General features: G+C 55.1%; 11 protein-coding genes. 10 read left to right on the plus strand and 1 reads right to left on the minus strand.

Annotated features, from left to right (window positions below):
- Positions 1 to 182: 182 nt before the first annotated feature.
- Entirely contained in the window at positions 183 to 833 is a 651-nt protein-coding gene (locus tag AUK29_08700; protein ID OIP62322.1) for a hypothetical protein, read from the minus strand.
- Positions 834 to 1,185: 352 nt separating this feature from the next.
- Here AUK29_08700 and AUK29_08705 point away from each other — a divergent pair, with 352 nt between their 5' ends.
- From AUK29_08705 to AUK29_08750, 10 genes are all read left to right on the plus strand, one after another.
- Complete coding sequence (locus AUK29_08705; protein OIP62330.1) at positions 1,186 to 2,046, plus strand: lipoyl synthase; 861 nt, start codon at positions 1,186 to 1,188, stop codon at positions 2,044 to 2,046.
- A gap of 10 nt (positions 2,047 to 2,056) precedes the next feature.
- Positions 2,057 to 3,226, plus strand: coding sequence for an alanine transaminase (locus AUK29_08710; GenBank protein OIP62323.1), 1,170 nt, complete (start codon positions 2,057 to 2,059; stop codon positions 3,224 to 3,226).
- A gap of 259 nt (positions 3,227 to 3,485) precedes the next feature.
- Positions 3,486 to 4,817, plus strand: a complete 1,332-nt coding sequence (locus AUK29_08715) for a homoserine dehydrogenase (GenBank protein ID OIP62324.1) — start codon at positions 3,486 to 3,488, stop codon at positions 4,815 to 4,817.
- A 52-nt stretch (positions 4,818 to 4,869) separates the two neighbouring features.
- Entirely contained in the window at positions 4,870 to 5,931 is a 1,062-nt protein-coding gene (locus tag AUK29_08720) for a threonine synthase (GenBank protein OIP62325.1), read from the plus strand.
- Between the two features lie 240 nt (positions 5,932 to 6,171).
- A complete protein-coding gene (locus AUK29_08725; protein ID OIP62331.1) occupies positions 6,172 to 7,359 on the plus strand; it encodes a cofactor-independent phosphoglycerate mutase in 1,188 nt (395 codons plus the stop codon).
- 235 nt (positions 7,360 to 7,594) lie between these two features.
- Positions 7,595 to 8,845 carry an aspartate kinase gene (locus AUK29_08730; GenBank protein OIP62326.1) on the plus strand — a complete coding sequence of 417 codons (1,251 nt, stop codon included), beginning with the start codon at positions 7,595 to 7,597 and terminating at the stop codon, positions 8,843 to 8,845.
- A 108-nt stretch (positions 8,846 to 8,953) separates the two neighbouring features.
- The gene (locus tag AUK29_08735) at positions 8,954 to 10,534 is read left to right on the plus strand and encodes a citramalate synthase (protein ID OIP62332.1); all 1,581 of its coding nucleotides are present in this window, start codon (positions 8,954 to 8,956) and stop codon (positions 10,532 to 10,534) included.
- A complete protein-coding gene (locus tag AUK29_08740; protein OIP62327.1) occupies positions 10,506 to 10,937 on the plus strand; it encodes a hypothetical protein in 432 nt (143 codons plus the stop codon). Before AUK29_08735 ends, AUK29_08740 begins: the two co-directional genes overlap by 29 nt.
- Before the next feature lie 176 nt (positions 10,938 to 11,113).
- Positions 11,114 to 14,212: a hypothetical protein gene (locus tag AUK29_08745; protein ID OIP62328.1), complete on the plus strand. Its 3,099-nt coding sequence runs from the start codon at positions 11,114 to 11,116 to the stop codon at positions 14,210 to 14,212.
- Between the two features lie 337 nt (positions 14,213 to 14,549).
- Positions 14,550 to 16,076 carry a hypothetical protein gene (locus AUK29_08750; GenBank protein ID OIP62329.1) on the plus strand — a complete coding sequence of 509 codons (1,527 nt, stop codon included), beginning with the start codon at positions 14,550 to 14,552 and terminating at the stop codon, positions 16,074 to 16,076.
- The last annotated feature ends 321 nt before the right edge of the window (positions 16,077 to 16,397 follow it).

Here is a 16,397-nt window from a genome sequence, read left to right on the forward strand (position 1 = left end):
CGTACCGAGAGTGCCGTAGGGCGGTCTTATCAAGGCGCGCGACTGAGGTGTACCCCCTGTGGTACGCCGCAAGGAGCGGAACGCTGAGGAGACCGCCCTACGGCACTCGAATGCGACCGTATTTACGAATAGGACCACTAAGTACGGCTCCGGTTGATGCATTCAGCCATCTTGCTTCGGGATTATTCGTCTTTATGTCCCTTGTCTTTGCCTTTGTTTTTCCCGTGTTCCTTGCCGTGATCTTCGTGTTTCCCGGCTTTTTCGTGGCGGCCTGCCTTGAAGTCGTCATTGATGACGACAAAGTCCCGGCCCTGAGATCTCATGCCGATTACGTCTCCAGGAGTGCATCCGTGGTATTCGGATATGAAACGGAGGTTGACGAGGTTCACCACGTCATCGTTTTCAAGGCGGATGGTTTTCCATTCCTTTTTAGGCTTATGCTTGTAATAACCGTATGCCTTGCCATAGGGCGGGCCGTGGATTTCCGCCTGGACCGGCACATAGAAGATCTCCGGACCGAGACCGAAATGCAGGGTGATGTCCATCCAGGACATGCCGCTCAGTCTGAGATCAATCATGGCCTCCGGCGTCACATGGGCCCGTGATGCAAGGAAAAAGACCACGGGAATTTCTTCATAAGGGATTCCCCTTTGCCGGATGACGATGACTTCCGGTTCCGGCACGTGGTAATAATCTCCAACCGAAACATAGAAACGGCGGATCCCCTCTTCTCCGATGGATACCCCGACATCCACCTGGTCTGCATACACGGGAATGACCGGGATGACGGGCAGAAGCCAAATCAGCATGAAAAAAACAAGTGATCCTTTCATCGTCTTCCTCCTTATGTAGTGACCGGATGCAGACATTTTCCGGACATCGTGACGAGTGATGAGATATTAAACCATGTTTTAGAAGATCGTCAACAAGAATTTTGTCTATCCCGAATCACCTTGGAGGAGGTCTTTTATTAATAGTCTCGAAATAGAGAGGGGAGGGATTTTCGATATGATGTCGTTTATATTATGAGAACCTTAATTAAAGGGCGTCTTTGAAGGATAACCCCTTGAGTTCAGAAAGAAATTGCATTGACATAGGCAAACAGGTATTATAAGATTTAAAATCTAATATTTAGCCGAAAAATGCTTTTGGGAAGTGTGGATGCAACCTGAAAAATATATGGCTATGCCCAGGAAAAGGCTTCCGGAGTGGGTGAGGAAGCGGAGGGGGGATCCGGATTCGATCCGCAGGATCAAGCGGATGCTTCGTGGGATGAATCTGCATACGGTTTGTGAATCGGCCCTATGTCCGAATCTGGGGGAGTGTTTCTCCAGGAATACGGCCACCTTTATGATTCTCGGAAACCGCTGCACGAGGAGATGCGCCTTCTGCGCCGTGGAACATGAACAGCCCTTGCCTTTGGATCACGGGGAGCCGGAGAGGGTTGCGGCGGCGGCAAAGGAGATGGGACTCAAGCATGTCGTGGTTACCTCGGTGACGCGGGATGATCTTCCCGACGGCGGAAGCGCTCAGTTTGCAGAGACCATCCGTTGTTTGCGTGCCGGAATCCCTGATGCGACCATTGAAGCGCTGACACCGGATTTTCAGGGGAATCAGGAAGCGATCCGCTGCGCGGCCGAGGCCGGGCCGGACATCTACAACCACAACATCGAGACGGCGCCGAGGCTCTATCCTACGGTCAGAAGCTCGGCCGATTACCGGCGCTCCCTGGATCTCATACGCCGGGTCAAGTTGTACAGGCAGGATCTCTCGACCAAGTCAGGGATCATGGTCGGACTGGGTGAGACCGGAGACGAGGTGGTTGCCGTCATGCGGGATTTAAGGGACATGGAATGTGATCTGCTGACCGTGGGCCAGTACCTCCAACCCGGGAAGGCAAACCTTCCGGTGGCGGAATATATTCCTGAAGAACGGTTTGCCGAATATGAACGGATCGGTTATGAGCTTGGTTTCCGTCAGGTGATGTCCGGCCCGTTGGTTAGAAGTTCCTATCATGCAGATGCTGCAATAGGTTTGATATCATAAAGGACGGATCATGGATTTTGTTTTTCGCAGAATTGAACGGATGCCTCCCTATGTCTTCGCCATCGTGAATGATCTGAAGATGAAGGCACGGCGCCGAGGGGAAGACATCATTGATCTCGGGATGGGGAACCCGGACCAGGGGACGCCGAAACATATCGTGGACAAGCTGATCGAAGCGGCCCGGAACCCCAAGAACCACCGATATTCCGCTTCCAAAGGGATCCCTAAGCTCCGGTCGGCCATTACCGACTGGTATCAGGAGAAGTATAACGTAGAACCGGATCCGGAAAGCGAGGCCATCGCCACCATCGGCTCCAAGGAAGGGATGTCGCACCTTGCCCTGGCCCTGTTCGGTCCCGGGGATACGGTCCTGGTCCCCAACCCGACCTATCCGATCCATGCATACAGCGTGATCATCGCCAACGGGGATGTGCGCCATGTGCCCCTGATGCCGGATACGGATTTTTTCGAAGAGCTGCGCAAGGCCTACGTGCAGGCCTGGCCGAGGCCCAAGGCCATGATCATCAGTTTTCCGCACAACCCGACCACGCAGGTGGTGGATCTCGGCTTCTTCGAAAAGATCGTCGCCTTTGCCAAGGAAAACAGCGTGATCGTGATTCATGATCTGGCCTATGCCGAGCTCGTCTTCGACGGTTATACCGCGCCGAGCTTTCTGCAGGTCCCCGGGGCCATGGATGTGGGCGTTGAGTTTGTCAGCCTTTCGAAGAGCTATAATATGCCGGGCTGGCGCGTGGGATTTGCCGTAGGGAACAGCAGGATCATCGGCGCCCTGACCCGGATGAAGAGTTACCTGGATTACGGGATGTTCCAGCCGATCCAGATCGCAGCCATCATCGCGCTCAAGGGCCCGCAGGATTGTGTGCAGGAGATCGTGGAGCTCTACCGGTCGAGAAGAGACACCCTCTGTGACGGTTTGAACCGGATCGGCTGGGAGATGGAAAAACCCAAGGCGACCATGTTTGTCTGGGCCCGCATTCCCGAAAAATACAGGGCCATGGGGTCGCTCGAGTTTTCCAAGCTCCTTCTGGAAAAGGCCAAGGTCGCGGTCTCGCCGGGCGTTGGGTTCGGTGAGTATGGAGATGAGTATGTCCGGTTCGCTCTGGTGGAAAACGAACACCGGACAAGGCAGGCGGTCAAGGGGATACGGACATTGTTTTGAGAAATTGTTTAGGGTCAGGGTCCAAGGGGTCAAGGGTTCCATGGTTACGCTTCGCGTGCCCCGCTTTTCTCTATCTTTGCCGTCTGCGACGGCTACTACACTGAGGTATCTTGGGGTCAAGTGAAATGCTCAATGATCAAGTCGTTAGAACACAGACACTCGGACCCTTGAATCCTGGAACCCTCGAACCCTTTGTGCCGTAGTAAGCGGGAGAGCAGTCTTTTTTGACTGATTTTTCAATGCCGCAGAGGATGAAGTGATGAAAAAGATTTACGTGGGACTTTTCGGTCTCGGAACCATCGGGACCGGCCTGGTCAGGGTGCTTGAACAGAACCGGGATGTGATCCGCCGGAGACTGGGCGCGAAGATCGAGATCAAGAAGATCGTGGATCTCGACATCACGTCGGACCGAGGCGTCAAGATCGAACCGCATATCCTTTCCACCAGGGCCGAGGATATCCTGAATGATCCTGAGATCCGGATCGTGGTCGAGTTGATCGGCGGGACCGATGCGGCGCTCAGAATCGTGAGGCAGGCCCTTTCCGCGGGCAAGCACGTGGTCACGGCCAACAAGGCCCTCCTCGCGGTCCATGGCGAGGAACTTTTTACCCTTGCTTCTGAAAAGGGGGTCAAGATCGGTTTTGAGGCCAGCGTGGGGGGCGGGATCCCGATCATCCGAATTCTCAAGGAAGGACTCGCGGCCAACCGGATCGAGTCCATCTACGGCATTGTGAACGGCACGGCCAATTACATCCTGACCGAGATGACCGACAAGGGGTCCGAGTTCGGGGCCGTGCTCAAGGAGGCGATGAGCCAGGGATATGCCGAAGCGGATCCCACCTATGATATTAAAGGAACCGATTCTGCGCATAAACTGGCCATCCTGGCTTCGCTTGCCTTCGGGTCGCCCATCCCCCTCGACCGGGTCTATACCGAAGGGATATCCAAGATCACGCCTGTGGACATCGAGTATGCCCGAGGGTTCGGGTACAAGATCAAACTCCTCGGGATCACCAAGATCTCCGGCGGGGAGGTGGAGGCCCGCGTGCACCCGACTATGATTCCTGAGGATACCCTCCTGGCGCAGGTGGACGGCGTGTTGAATGCGATCTATGTGAACGGGGACGCGGTCGGGCCTACGCTTTATTACGGGAGAGGCGCAGGCTCGCTCCCTACGGCCAGTTCGGTGCTGGGGGACGTGATCGAGATCAGCCGTGATATCATCCACGGAGGGACGGCACGCGTCCCTTTATGCGCCTTTCTCAATCAAGAACGCCGTCCCCTCCCGATCCGGAACATGGATGACGTCATGTCCAGATATTTCCTCCGGTTCACCACAGCGGACCAGCCAGGGGTATTATCGAAGATTTCAGGCATCCTGGCCTCGCACGGGATCAGCATTGCCTCGGTGATTCAGAAGGGAAGAAAGTCGGACCGCCCGGTCCCCATCGTCATGGTGACCCACAAAGCCAGGGAGAAAGACGTCTTTGATGCGCTTTCCGAGACCGACGTGCTGAATATTGTTTCGGCGAAGACGGTACTGATTCGGATTGAAGACGGGGAAGAGACAGTAGACCCCGTCGGAGGATAAAAAATTGAGATTTGAGATTTGAAATTTAAAACGAACTGAGGAGCAAAAAGTTGTGACGACGTGGCGAGGAATCATTGAGGAGTATCGAGAGTTTCTTCCAGTAACGGACAAGACGCCGGTCGTGACCCTTCTCGAAGGGAACACCCCTTTGGTTCGGACGAAACGTCTGGCGGAGGCGATTCATCCGGACCTCGCGATCTATTTGAAGTTTGAGGGGGCCAATCCTACGGGCTCCTTCAAGGACCGGGGCATGGCCATGGCGATTTCCAAGGCCGTGGAGCAGGGATCCAAAGCCGTGATCTGCGCCTCCACAGGCAACACCTCGGCCTCGGCGGCGGCCTATGCCGCGCGGGTCGGGATCCGGGCCTTTGTCCTGATCCCGGAGGGGAAGATCGCCTTAGGTAAACTCGCCCAGGCCATGATGCACGGGGCCAGGGTGCTTCAGGTCAAAGGGAATTTTGATCAGGCCTTGAAGATCGTCCGGGAGGTTTCGGATAGGTATCCGGTCACGCTGGTCAACTCCATCAATCCGTACCGGATCGAGGGACAGACCACGGCCGCATACGAGGTCTGCGACCGGCTGGAACGCGCGCCGGATTTCCATGCCCTCCCTGTGGGGAACGCGGGAAACATCACGGCCTACTGGAAAGGATACAGGCGTTACAAGGACGCGGGGAAGATTGACCGCCTGCCGAGGATGATCGGATTCCAGGCCGCAGGGGCCGCGCCCATCGTCCTCGGACATCCGGTTGAAAAACCTGAGACCGTGGCCACGGCCATTCGGATCGGGAACCCTGCATCCTGGAAATATGCGGAAGAGGCGGCCAGGGATTCCGGGGGGAAGATTGATATGGTGACCGATGAAGAGATCCTGGGGGCGTACCGGATGATCGCCTCGCTTGAGGGGGTCTTCTGTGAGCCGGCCTCAGCCGCCTCGGTGGCCGGTGTGATCAAGCGGAGCGAAGCCGGCGGATTTCAGGAGGGGGACACCATCGTCTGCACCCTGACCGGGCACGGCCTCAAGGACCCGGATACGGCGATCTCGGTTTCGGAAAAACCGGTCACGGTCCACGCGGACCTGGATGAGGTGATACGAGCCCTCGGATATAAATAAGGGTTCAAGGATTCGAGGGGCCAAGGGGTCGAGGGTTTAAAGGTTCAAGAGTTTAAAGGTTTAAGGGTTTAAGGGTTTAAAGGTTTAAGGGTTGATGTTTTCACTTGACCCCTTGACCCCTTGAACCCTTGACCCCTTGAACCCTTGACCCCTTGACCCCTTGACCCCTTGAACCCTTCTGTCCCACTACATGTGGGTTAAAACGGAATTTCTAATATGGCGGCAAATAAACCGAATCATATGAGGTATATTGTTCTGTTGGGCGATGGGATGGCGGATCTCCCGATTCCTGAATTGGGAGGGAAGACCCCCTTGCAGGCGGCGAACACCTCGAATATGGACCGGCTCGCCCGAGGGGGCGAGATCGGCCTGGTCAAGACGATTCCGGATGGTTTTCTCCCGGGGAGCGACGTGGCGAACTTAGCGGTTTTCGGCTATGACCCTGCAAAATATTTTACCGGCCGGGCGCCCCTGGAGGCTGCAAGCATGGGGGTGGATCTCGGTCCGGACGATGTGGCCTTCCGGTGCAATCTGGTGACCATCGAGGATGCGGTCATGGTTGATTTCAGCGCGGGGCACATCAGCAGTGAGGAGGCCGCTGTTCTGATCCGGGATATCAACCAGGCCCTGTCGGATGACCGGGTCTCGTTCCATCCGGGTGTGAGTTACCGCCATCTCATGGTCTGGAGGAAGGGGAAGTCCGCCACCCTCTGCACGCCTCCGCATGACATCACCGGCAGGCCGATATCGGATTATCTTCCGTTCCAGGACGGATCTGAAATGCTCAAGGATCTCATGCTCCGTTCCCAGAACCTGTTAAAAGACCATCCGGTGAACCGCAAGCGGGGAGAAGCGGGGAAACGCCCCGCCAATTCCATCTGGCTATGGGGACAGGGGAGGCGGCCGAGCCTGCCCGCATTTAAGGAAAAGTACGGTCTCAGCGGTTCGGTGATCTCTGCCGTGGACCTGGTCAAGGGGATCGGGATCTATGCGGGACTGAAACCAATCCGGGTTCCAGGGGCCACCGGGTATCTGGATACCAATTACCGGGGCAAGGCTTTGGCGGCCGTTAAGGCCCTTGAGAACGGCTCGTTTGTCTATCTCCACGTGGAGGCGCCGGATGAAGCAGGCCACATGGGAAACATAGAGGAGAAGGTCAGGGCCATTGAAGCGTTCGATGAGCAGGTGGTCGGGACGGTGCTTTCGGGTTTGCAGAAGTTCGATTCATTCAGGGTCCTCCTGCTGCCGGATCATCCCACGCCGATCTCGATCCGGACGCACAGCAGAGAGATGTCTCCTTACGTGATCTATGACAGCCGGAAGGTCAAGGAGACCGGACAGGTCTACGATGAGATCTCTGCGAGGCAATCCGGCCGGGTGGTCAATCCCGGTTACCAGATCATGGACCGGCTGATCAGGGGAGATTAGATCATTATTTTTCGATCATCTCCAAAAGAGTGGGTGAAAACATCAGGGGTCAAGGGGTCAAGGATTCCAGGGGTCAAGTGAAGTGCTGAAAACATAAGGGGCCGAGGGGTAAAGGGGTCGAGTGAACTACTCAAACCCTTGAACCCTGGAACCCTTGAACCCACAAAATGGGAGAAGGATCAGAAACTATTATGTTGTCAAGAGTAACAACCTGTCCGCATAATGAAAGGTTTTTATGGGTTTGATCGTCCAGAAATACGGCGGAACCTCGGTTCGGGACATTGAGCGGATCCGCAGCGTGGCCGAGCGGGTCGGAAGGATGCGTGAGCAGGGGCACGATGTGATCGTCGTGGTTTCGGCCATGGCCGGAGAGACCGACAAACTGGTCAAATGGGCCGGGGAGTTTACGGAAATTCCGGACGAACGCGAGTATGATCTTCTCCTTTCTTCCGGGGAGCGGATCACGAGCGCGCTGCTCGCCATCGCCCTTCAGACCATCGGATATCCGGCCCAGTCCTTCACCGGACGGCAGGCCGGGATCATCACCGATTCTGCGCATGGAAAGGCGAGGATTGCGAGGATTACAGGCGAGAGGATACAAGAGGCGCTCGCTCAGGGGAAGATCGCCGTGGTCGCAGGGTTTCAGGGGATCGATGAAAAGTCCGATGTCTCCACACTCGGAAGGGGCGGTTCGGACACCTCCGCGGTGGCCCTGGCCGCGGCCTTTCATGCGGACCTGTGCGAGATCTACACGGACGTGGATGGTGTTTACACCACGGACCCGAACCTCGTCCCGGAGGCGAGGAAACTTGAGAAGATCTCCTATGACGAAATGCTCGAGCTCGCGAGTCTCGGCGCCAAGGTGCTGCAGACCCGCTCCGTGGAATTCGCAAAAAAATACAATGTTCCGCTCATGGTGCGGTCGAGTTTCAACGAGCATTCAGGGACATTGGTGACCCAGGAGGAATCAGACATGGAAAAAGTGGTTGTTGCCGGCATCGCCTACAACAAGGGAGAGGCAAAGGTCTCCATCATCGGGATCCCGGACCGGCCCGGCGTGGCCAAACGGATTTTCCGCTCCCTGGCGGATGCCAATGTCGTGGTGGATATGATCATACAGAATATCGGAAAGGACGGGCTGGCGGACCTGACTTTTACGGTTTCCAAAGAGGACAGGCCCAAGGCCGAGAAAATCATGCAGGAACTCAAGAATGATCTCTCGGCCCGTGAAATCCGTGTGGACGAGGATATCGTCAAGGTGGCCATCGTGGGAGTGGGCATGCGCTCACATACCGGCGTCGCGGCGAAGATGTTCGAGATCCTTGCCGATGTCGGGATCAATATCCAGATGATCAGCACCTCGGAGATCAAGATCTCCTGTATCCTTGCGGCAAAATATCTGGAACTTGCAGTACGGGAACTGCACAAGGCCTTTGAACTCGACAAGGAGCAGACCCTTCACGAGAAGCGTTATCCGTCCCGATAGAAGAAGCTTCAAGACCGGGTGAAGACGAACGAACCCTTGAACCCTGAAACCCTTTTGACCACTGCAACGGAGGGAAAACCAGACGTGAGCACACACACCAAGCCGCATGTGACGATCTATGATACCACGCTGAGAGACGGCACCCAGTCCGAGGACATTTCCCTTTCGGTTCAGGACAAGCTCCGGATCACCGGGTATCTCGATGATTTAGGTGTTCATTACATTGAGGGGGGATGGCCGGGTTCCAATCCCAGGGATATCGAGTACTTCAAATCCGTGCATCAACTCCCGTTGAAACGCTCAAAGGTCACGGCCTTCGGAAGCACCAGGCGCCGCGGCGTCACCCCGGGAAAGGACAGAAACCTCCGGCAGATCATGAAGTCCGGCGTGGAGACGGCCACGATCTTCGGGAAATCATGGGATTTCCATGTCCGCCATGCCCTGCATGTCTCCATGAAGGAAAACCTCGACATGATCTATGATTCGGTCCGCTACCTCAAGGCGAGGCTTTCCGAAGTCATCTACGATGCGGAACACTTCTTTGACGGGTACAAGGCCGATCCGGAGTATGCGATCCGGACCCTGCTGGCCGCCGAGGATGGAGGCGCAGACATCATCGTGCTCTGCGACACCAACGGCGGGACCCTCTCCCATGAAATCGGCCCGATCATGGAAGAGGTGAAAAAAAAGATCAGGACCCCGCTCGGTATCCATGCGCACAATGACACTGAGATGGCCGTGGCCAATACCATCACGGCCGTGAGGCACGGGGCCGTTCAGGTGCATGGAACCATCAACGGGTACGGGGAGCGGTGCGGAAATGCCAACCTCTGCTCCGTGATCCCGAACCTGATGTTGAAACTCAAGATCCCGTGCCTCGGCATGAAGGACCTGGCCAAGCTAAAGAAACTCTCCGGGTTCGTCTCCGAGATCGCCAACCTCCCTCACAACAAGCGCCTCCCTTATGTCGGGGATTCGGCCTTCGCCCACAAGGCCGGGATCCATGTGAGCGCGGTTAAGAGGGAGTCCGGGACCTACGAGCATGTCCGTCCGGAATCCGTGGGCAATCATCAGCGCATCCTGGTCTCCGACCTCTCGGGGAGAAGTAATATCCTGCACAAGGCACAGGAGTACGGCGTGGACATTGAAGGACGCTCAAAAGAGGTCAGGCAGATCCTCCGCGTGCTCAAACAAATGGAGAATCAGGGTTTCCAGTTTGAAGGGGCCGAGGCCTCGTTCGAGATCCTGATGCGCGAGGGCATGTCAAAGCAGAAGCGTTACTTCGACCTGCTTGGTTTCCGTGTGATCAACGAAAAGAAAGGGGATCAACCCACGGCGTGCGAGGCCACGATCATGCTGCGCGGGCCGGACGGCAGGGTGGTGCACGAGGCATCCGTGGGGAACGGGCCGGTGAACGCCCTGGACAATGCCCTGCGCAAGGCCCTGTATGTCTTTTATCCTGAGCTTTCCGAGGTCCGTTTAACGGATTACAAGGTCCGAGTCCTGACAGACAAGAAAGGGACCGGCGCCAGCGTGCGCGTGCTCACTGAATCCAGCGACGGCGTGGACCACTGGGGTACGGTGGGGGTCTCCGAGAACGTGGTTGAGGCCTCCTGGCAGGCCATGGTGGACAGCCTGGTCTATAAATTGATGAAAGCCGATGATCGAAGAAATTGGGACCATCATTGAAATCCATGAAGGCCGGGCGCTGGTCAGGACCGACCGGAGCAGCGCATGTTCCGGGTGCGCCTCCATGGGCTTATGCCATGTCACGGAATCCGGAGATGAGCGCACGGTTGAGGCGGATAACCCGGGCCATGCCGTGATCGGTCAGAAGGTCCGGGTAGCCGTTCCCACTTCAAGTTTTTTAAAAGGAACCTTCTTTCTTTATCTCTTTCCCCTGATCGGTCTCTTCTCAGGCATGGCCGCGGGTCTGTGGTTTGCGGGCCGGTATGCCAAGGGGAGGGAAGACCTCTTCGCCGCCGCCGGCGCCCTTATCGGCCTTCTCATCTTTTTCTTCCTGCAGCGCCTCTTCAACAAAAGGTTCGAACGAAACAAGGTTTTCCGTCCCCGTATTGTGGAGGCGCTGTAATAAATATTTATTCATTAAGACAGGGGCGTTTAAAACATTCTCGTGGAGAATAATCATTGATGGAACCCCGGCATAAGCCCAGAATAAAAACCGCCGAAAAAACTAAAGTATCGCACAGGGCGTCCAGCCTGTCCGTTCAGCAAAAACGTGTCCGTTCAAACAAAGATCGATTCCTGATGGGCGACAGCCCATATCATCTTCTGTTCCAAAAGATCCGGGACGCCATCTTTGTGGCCGATATTCGTACACGAAGAATCGTGGACGTGAATCTTGCCGCGGTCCGTCTTATGGGATATTCCCGGAAAAAACTTCTGACCATGAAGGCGGATCAGCTTCACCCTGAGTCGGTCCGGGCCGAGACCATGGAGGGCTTCAAACGTCATGCAGCCGGGTCCACAGAGGAAGTGGAGAGCCTGGTTCTGACTTCAAGGGGCAGAGAGGTCCCTGTGGGCATTCGAACGAGTGCCCTTAAAATTGAAGGGGAAAAGCGCCTTTTAGGGATCTTCCGGGATATCACAGAACGAAAAAATATGGAGAGGAATCTCAATGATCAGAAGGCTTTTTTTAATGACGTTCTTGAAAGCATACAGGACGGGATCAGCATCCTCGATAATGATCTGAATATTCTTTACACCAACTCCACCATGAAAAAGTGGTATGCACATAACCTTCCTCACACCGGCAGGAAGTGCTTCGACGTCTATCAGGGAAGGACCAAGCCCTGTGAGATCTGCCCAAGCATTCAAACCTTGAAAAGCGGGAAAGAGGCTGTTGAAATCGTCCCATATACAGGCGAAAAGGGTGTTCAGGGTTGGCAGGAGCTTTATGCCTTCCCGCTTGTGGACTCCATGACGTCCAAGGTGACCGGCGTCATCGAATATGTCCATGATATCACGGAACGCAGGAGGATGGAGGAAGCGCTCAGAGAATCCGAAGAGAAATACCGGATGATCTTTGAAGATTCACCCCTGGGGATCCTTCATATTGACCGGAACGGTGTCGTGACAGCCTGTAACGAACATCTTGCCCGGATCCTGGGGGCCGACAGAGAAAAAGTGATCGGGTTTAACATGTTGACCTCGTTGAGGAATGAAAAATTAAGATCCGCTGTAACCTCGGCGCTCTCCGGAAAGAGAGGATACTTTGAAGGGGAGTATCTGTCGGTCCTCGGGGGAAAACATTCGTTCTTAAAAGCCGATTACAGCCCCTTGCTTTCCGATGACGGTTCGGTCCTCGGAGTCACCGGCATTCTCGAAGACATCAGCCGGCGCAAAAAGGCCGAGGAGGCAGTGCTGAAGATTGCAAGAGGGGTTTCCGCCGAGGTGGGTGAAAAATATTTCCGTTCCATGGTGGAACACCTGGCAAAAATATTGGAGGCCGATTATGCGTTTATCGCCGAAATTATGGCGGATCAACCCCATATGATCAGAACGATTGCCATGTATGCCGACGGCGGCATCGTAGATAACGTCGAGTTCAATCTTCAGGGCACGCCCTGTGAATCCACTCTCGGGAAAAGCGCCCATTCTTATTCCAGAGACGTACAGAAGCTGTTCCCTGAGTGTGAGTTGCTGGTGAAGATGAATGTCCATGCCTATATCGGGATTCCGTTATTTGACTTGACGGGGCGGTCGCTCGGCATTATGGTGGTCATGTTCAAGAGTGCCGTCAATAATATCAAGATGATCGAATCGACGCTGCAAATCTTCTCGGACCGAGCCGAGGCCGAGATCGAACGGCGGCTATCCGACGAGGCGTTAAGAGAGTCCGAACGCTCCTACAGAACACTGGCGCAGAACCTTCCCGCTGTCGTTTACAGAATATTTCTGAGAGAGAACAACCGGATGCATTTTTTCAATAATCTGCTCAAAACCATGACAGGCTATTCCGAGGAGGAACTGAGTCATGGCAGGGTCTGTTCCATTGAGCCGCTGATTATTTCCGAACAAAGACAAGGGGTGATCCGAGAGATCGAGCGTGCGCTTTCAGAAGAGAGGCGGTTCTCAGTCGAATATCCAATCAGGCATAAGGATGGAACGATCCGGTTCTTTCTTGAAAGGGGAACCCCTGTCTCCGGTGCGGACGGAAAGCCGCTCTATATTGACGGATTAATCTATGACATCACCGAAAATAAACGGATGGAGGAGGAACTCTCCCGGGCCCAGCGGCTTGAGACTGCCGGAAGGATCGCAGGGCAGATCGCCCATGATTTCAACAACCTTCTCTCTCCGCTGATGGCCTATCCTGACCTGATGCGTATGGAATGTGCGGAGAAGAACAGCAAACTTTTACCTCTCCTGGACCAGATGCAGTCTGCAGCGATTCAGATGGCGGAGATCAACCAGCAGCTCCTGACCCTGGGAAGGAGAGGGCACTACACCCTGGAAGCCGTCCATCTGAACGCGGTGATCGAAGAACTGCTCGGATCCATGCCGATCCCCCATACCGTGACCGTGGAGAAAAAATATGATCCCGATCTGCTGCCGGTCAAGGGCGGATCGGCACAGCTTTCACGCGTGTTCACCAACGTCATCGCCAATGCCGTCGAGTCCATGGCGGATGTCGGGACGTTGAGGATCGCCACAAAGAATGTCTATCTGGACCAGCCTTTGAAAAGCTATGAAACCATTCAGGGGGGGGAATATGTCCGGGTTGATGTTGAAGATACCGGATGCGGTATTTCCCCTGAAATCATCAACAGCATTTTCGATCCGTTTTTCACGACCAAGAAGGCGGACAAGAAACGGGGCTCCGGCCTCGGCCTGAGCGTGGTCAAGGCGGTGATCGAAGACCATAACGGCTATATCGGGATAGTGAGCCGGTCGGGCAAAGGAACGACATTCTCCCTCTATTTTCCCATCACCCGGGATGTGGAATTCCAGGCAAAGGCGGCGGAGGAGATTGCCGGAGGGAGTGAGCGTCTCCTGATCGTGGATGATGACCCGGTCCAGAGGGAGGTGATCAAACGCCTCCTCGATCAGCTCGGCTATAAAGTCCATGCCGTGGAAAGCGGAGAAGAAGCGGTGGAATATGTCAAGGGGCATCCGCAGGACCTGCTGATCCTGGATATGATCATGGATGGGATCGACGGGACCGAGACCTTCCGCAGGATCCGTGAGTTTCGTCCCGATCAAAAGGCGGCCATCCTTTCAGGTTATGCAGAAACCGAGCGTGTGGCCGAGGCGCAGCGTATGGGAGCGGGGATCTATATTAGAAAACCTGTGGATCTGAAATCCCTCGCCAGGGCCGTCAGGCTTGAGATTGATCAATCATAATTTATACCGCTTTGCCGTGAGGTGACTTAGTGCCCCTATTCGTAAATACGGTGGCATTCGAGCGCCGTAGGGCGGGCTCCTCGGCGTTACGCTCCTTGCGGTGTGCCAGAGGGGTACGCCTCAGTCGCGTGCCTTGATGAGACCACCCTACGACCCTCTACCGGTAAACGAGTACAAGTCGGTACGTCACCCTATTTACGAACAGGACCACTTAGATCCGCCTGTCATCAAAAAAGAGTTGTCAAATCCATATTTTTGGGATAAAAATAACGGCACATCGAGAAGAACCGGGAACCGGATGGGTTCCTTAATATGTAAAAAAATAGGAGAATAAGAAATGAAAAGCTTCAAACAATTCACGGTGGCATTCGTCATCATCCTCGCCTTTATAGGCGGCATGCTTTATGCGGAATACGGCGGTTCCATTCATTCAGCCGGCGCGGCTTTTGACTTTTTCAAACCCAGGGTGGAGGCCAAGCCTGAAGAAAAGCCTGCTCCGACCCCTGAAAAGACGGCCCCGCAGCCTGGCATCACACAGGCGCCGCCCTCGTTCGTGGAACTGGTCCGGAAGGAAAAACCGGCCGTGGTGAACATCAGTACTACGCAGATCATCAAGCAGAAGGGGTTCACCCATCCTCCACTCGGCGGGAGACAGAGCCCGTTTGACGAATTTTTCGGGGACGATTTTTTCAAGAGGTTCTTCGGTGATGTCCCGCCCAGGGAATTCAAGTCCAAGAGCCTCGGCTCAGGCTTCATTATCAGCGGGGACGGGTATATCCTGACCAACAATCACGTGATCGAAAACGCCTCTGAGATCAAAGTGAAACTGACAGACGAAAAAGAGTTCGATGCCAAGATCATCGGCCGTGACGCCAAAACCGATATCGCACTGATCAAAATAGAAGACAAAGACAATCTGCCGGTCGTGAATATCGGAGACTCGGATCAACTTGAGATCGGTGAATGGGTGGTGGCCATCGGGAATCCCTTCGGTCTGGAGCAGACCGTGACCGCAGGGATCGTCAGCGCCAAGGGACGGGTGATCGGCTCAGGGCCGTATGACAACTTCATTCAGACCGATGCCTCCATTAATCCGGGCAACAGCGGCGGACCCCTCTTCAATATTCGCGGGGAGGTGATCGGGATCAACACAGCCATCGTGGCCAGCGGGCAGGGGATCGGGTTTGCCATCCCGATCAACATGGCCAAGGATATTCTCCCGCAGCTCAAGGATAAAGGCACGGTGACCCGAGGCTGGCTTGGGGTCATGGTCCAGCATATCACCCCGGATATAGCGGAGAGCCTGCATTTAGAGGGCAAAGAGGGCGCCCTGGTCGCAGACGTGGTCAAAGGAGGGCCTGCTGAAAAAGCCGGGATCAAACGCGGGGATGTCATCCTGGAATTCGACGGCAAGCAGATCGGGAAGATGAGGGATCTTCCCTCTGTGGTCGCCTCAACGCCTTTAGGAAAAGAAGTCAAGGTGCTGATCCTGCGGGAAGGAAAGGAAAAGACCTTGACGGTTACGATCACCAAGCTTGAAGAAGAAAAGACGGCTTCTTCTGAGACCAAAGAAGAAGCCGGAGATTTCGGAATGAAGGTTCAGGATCTCACTCCTGAAGTGGCCGACTATTTTAATTTGCAGGAGACCGAAGGTGTGGTGATCGTGGACGTGGACAAGGACGGCGCCGCGGCCGAGGCCGGGATGCAGCCCGGAGATTTGATTTCGGAGGTGAACCAGAAGCCGGTCCGCTCCCTCAAGGATTACCGGGAGGCCGTCTCACTCAAGAAAGCGGGTGAGCCTTCCCTCTTCTGGATTAAAAGAGGTGACAATACCCTTTACTTCGCAGTCAGGAAACAGAAGTAATAAACGGTTCACCCCGTTAGAGGCCTTAAGGCCTCTAACGGGGTGAACTTGAGTGAGACCTTCCATACTTAGTGGTCCTGTTCGTAAATATGGTAACGTACCGAGAGGGTCGTAGGGTGGTCTCATCAAGGCGCGCGACTGAGGTGTACCCACTGTGGTACGCCGCAAGGAGCGGAACGCAGATGAGGCCGCCCTACGGCACTCGAATGCGACCGTATTTACGAATAGGGCCACTTAGTCGGAAATTTTGGGTATGATTTTCGGCTTGTATCCCAGGATGGGGTCAATCACAGGCGCATAGCCGGCAGGAACCGGGAAGGG

This window comes from Nitrospirae bacterium CG2_30_53_67 (assembly GCA_001873285.1).
Classification (GTDB): Bacteria; CG2-30-53-67; CG2-30-53-67; order CG2-30-53-67; family CG2-30-53-67; genus CG2-30-53-67.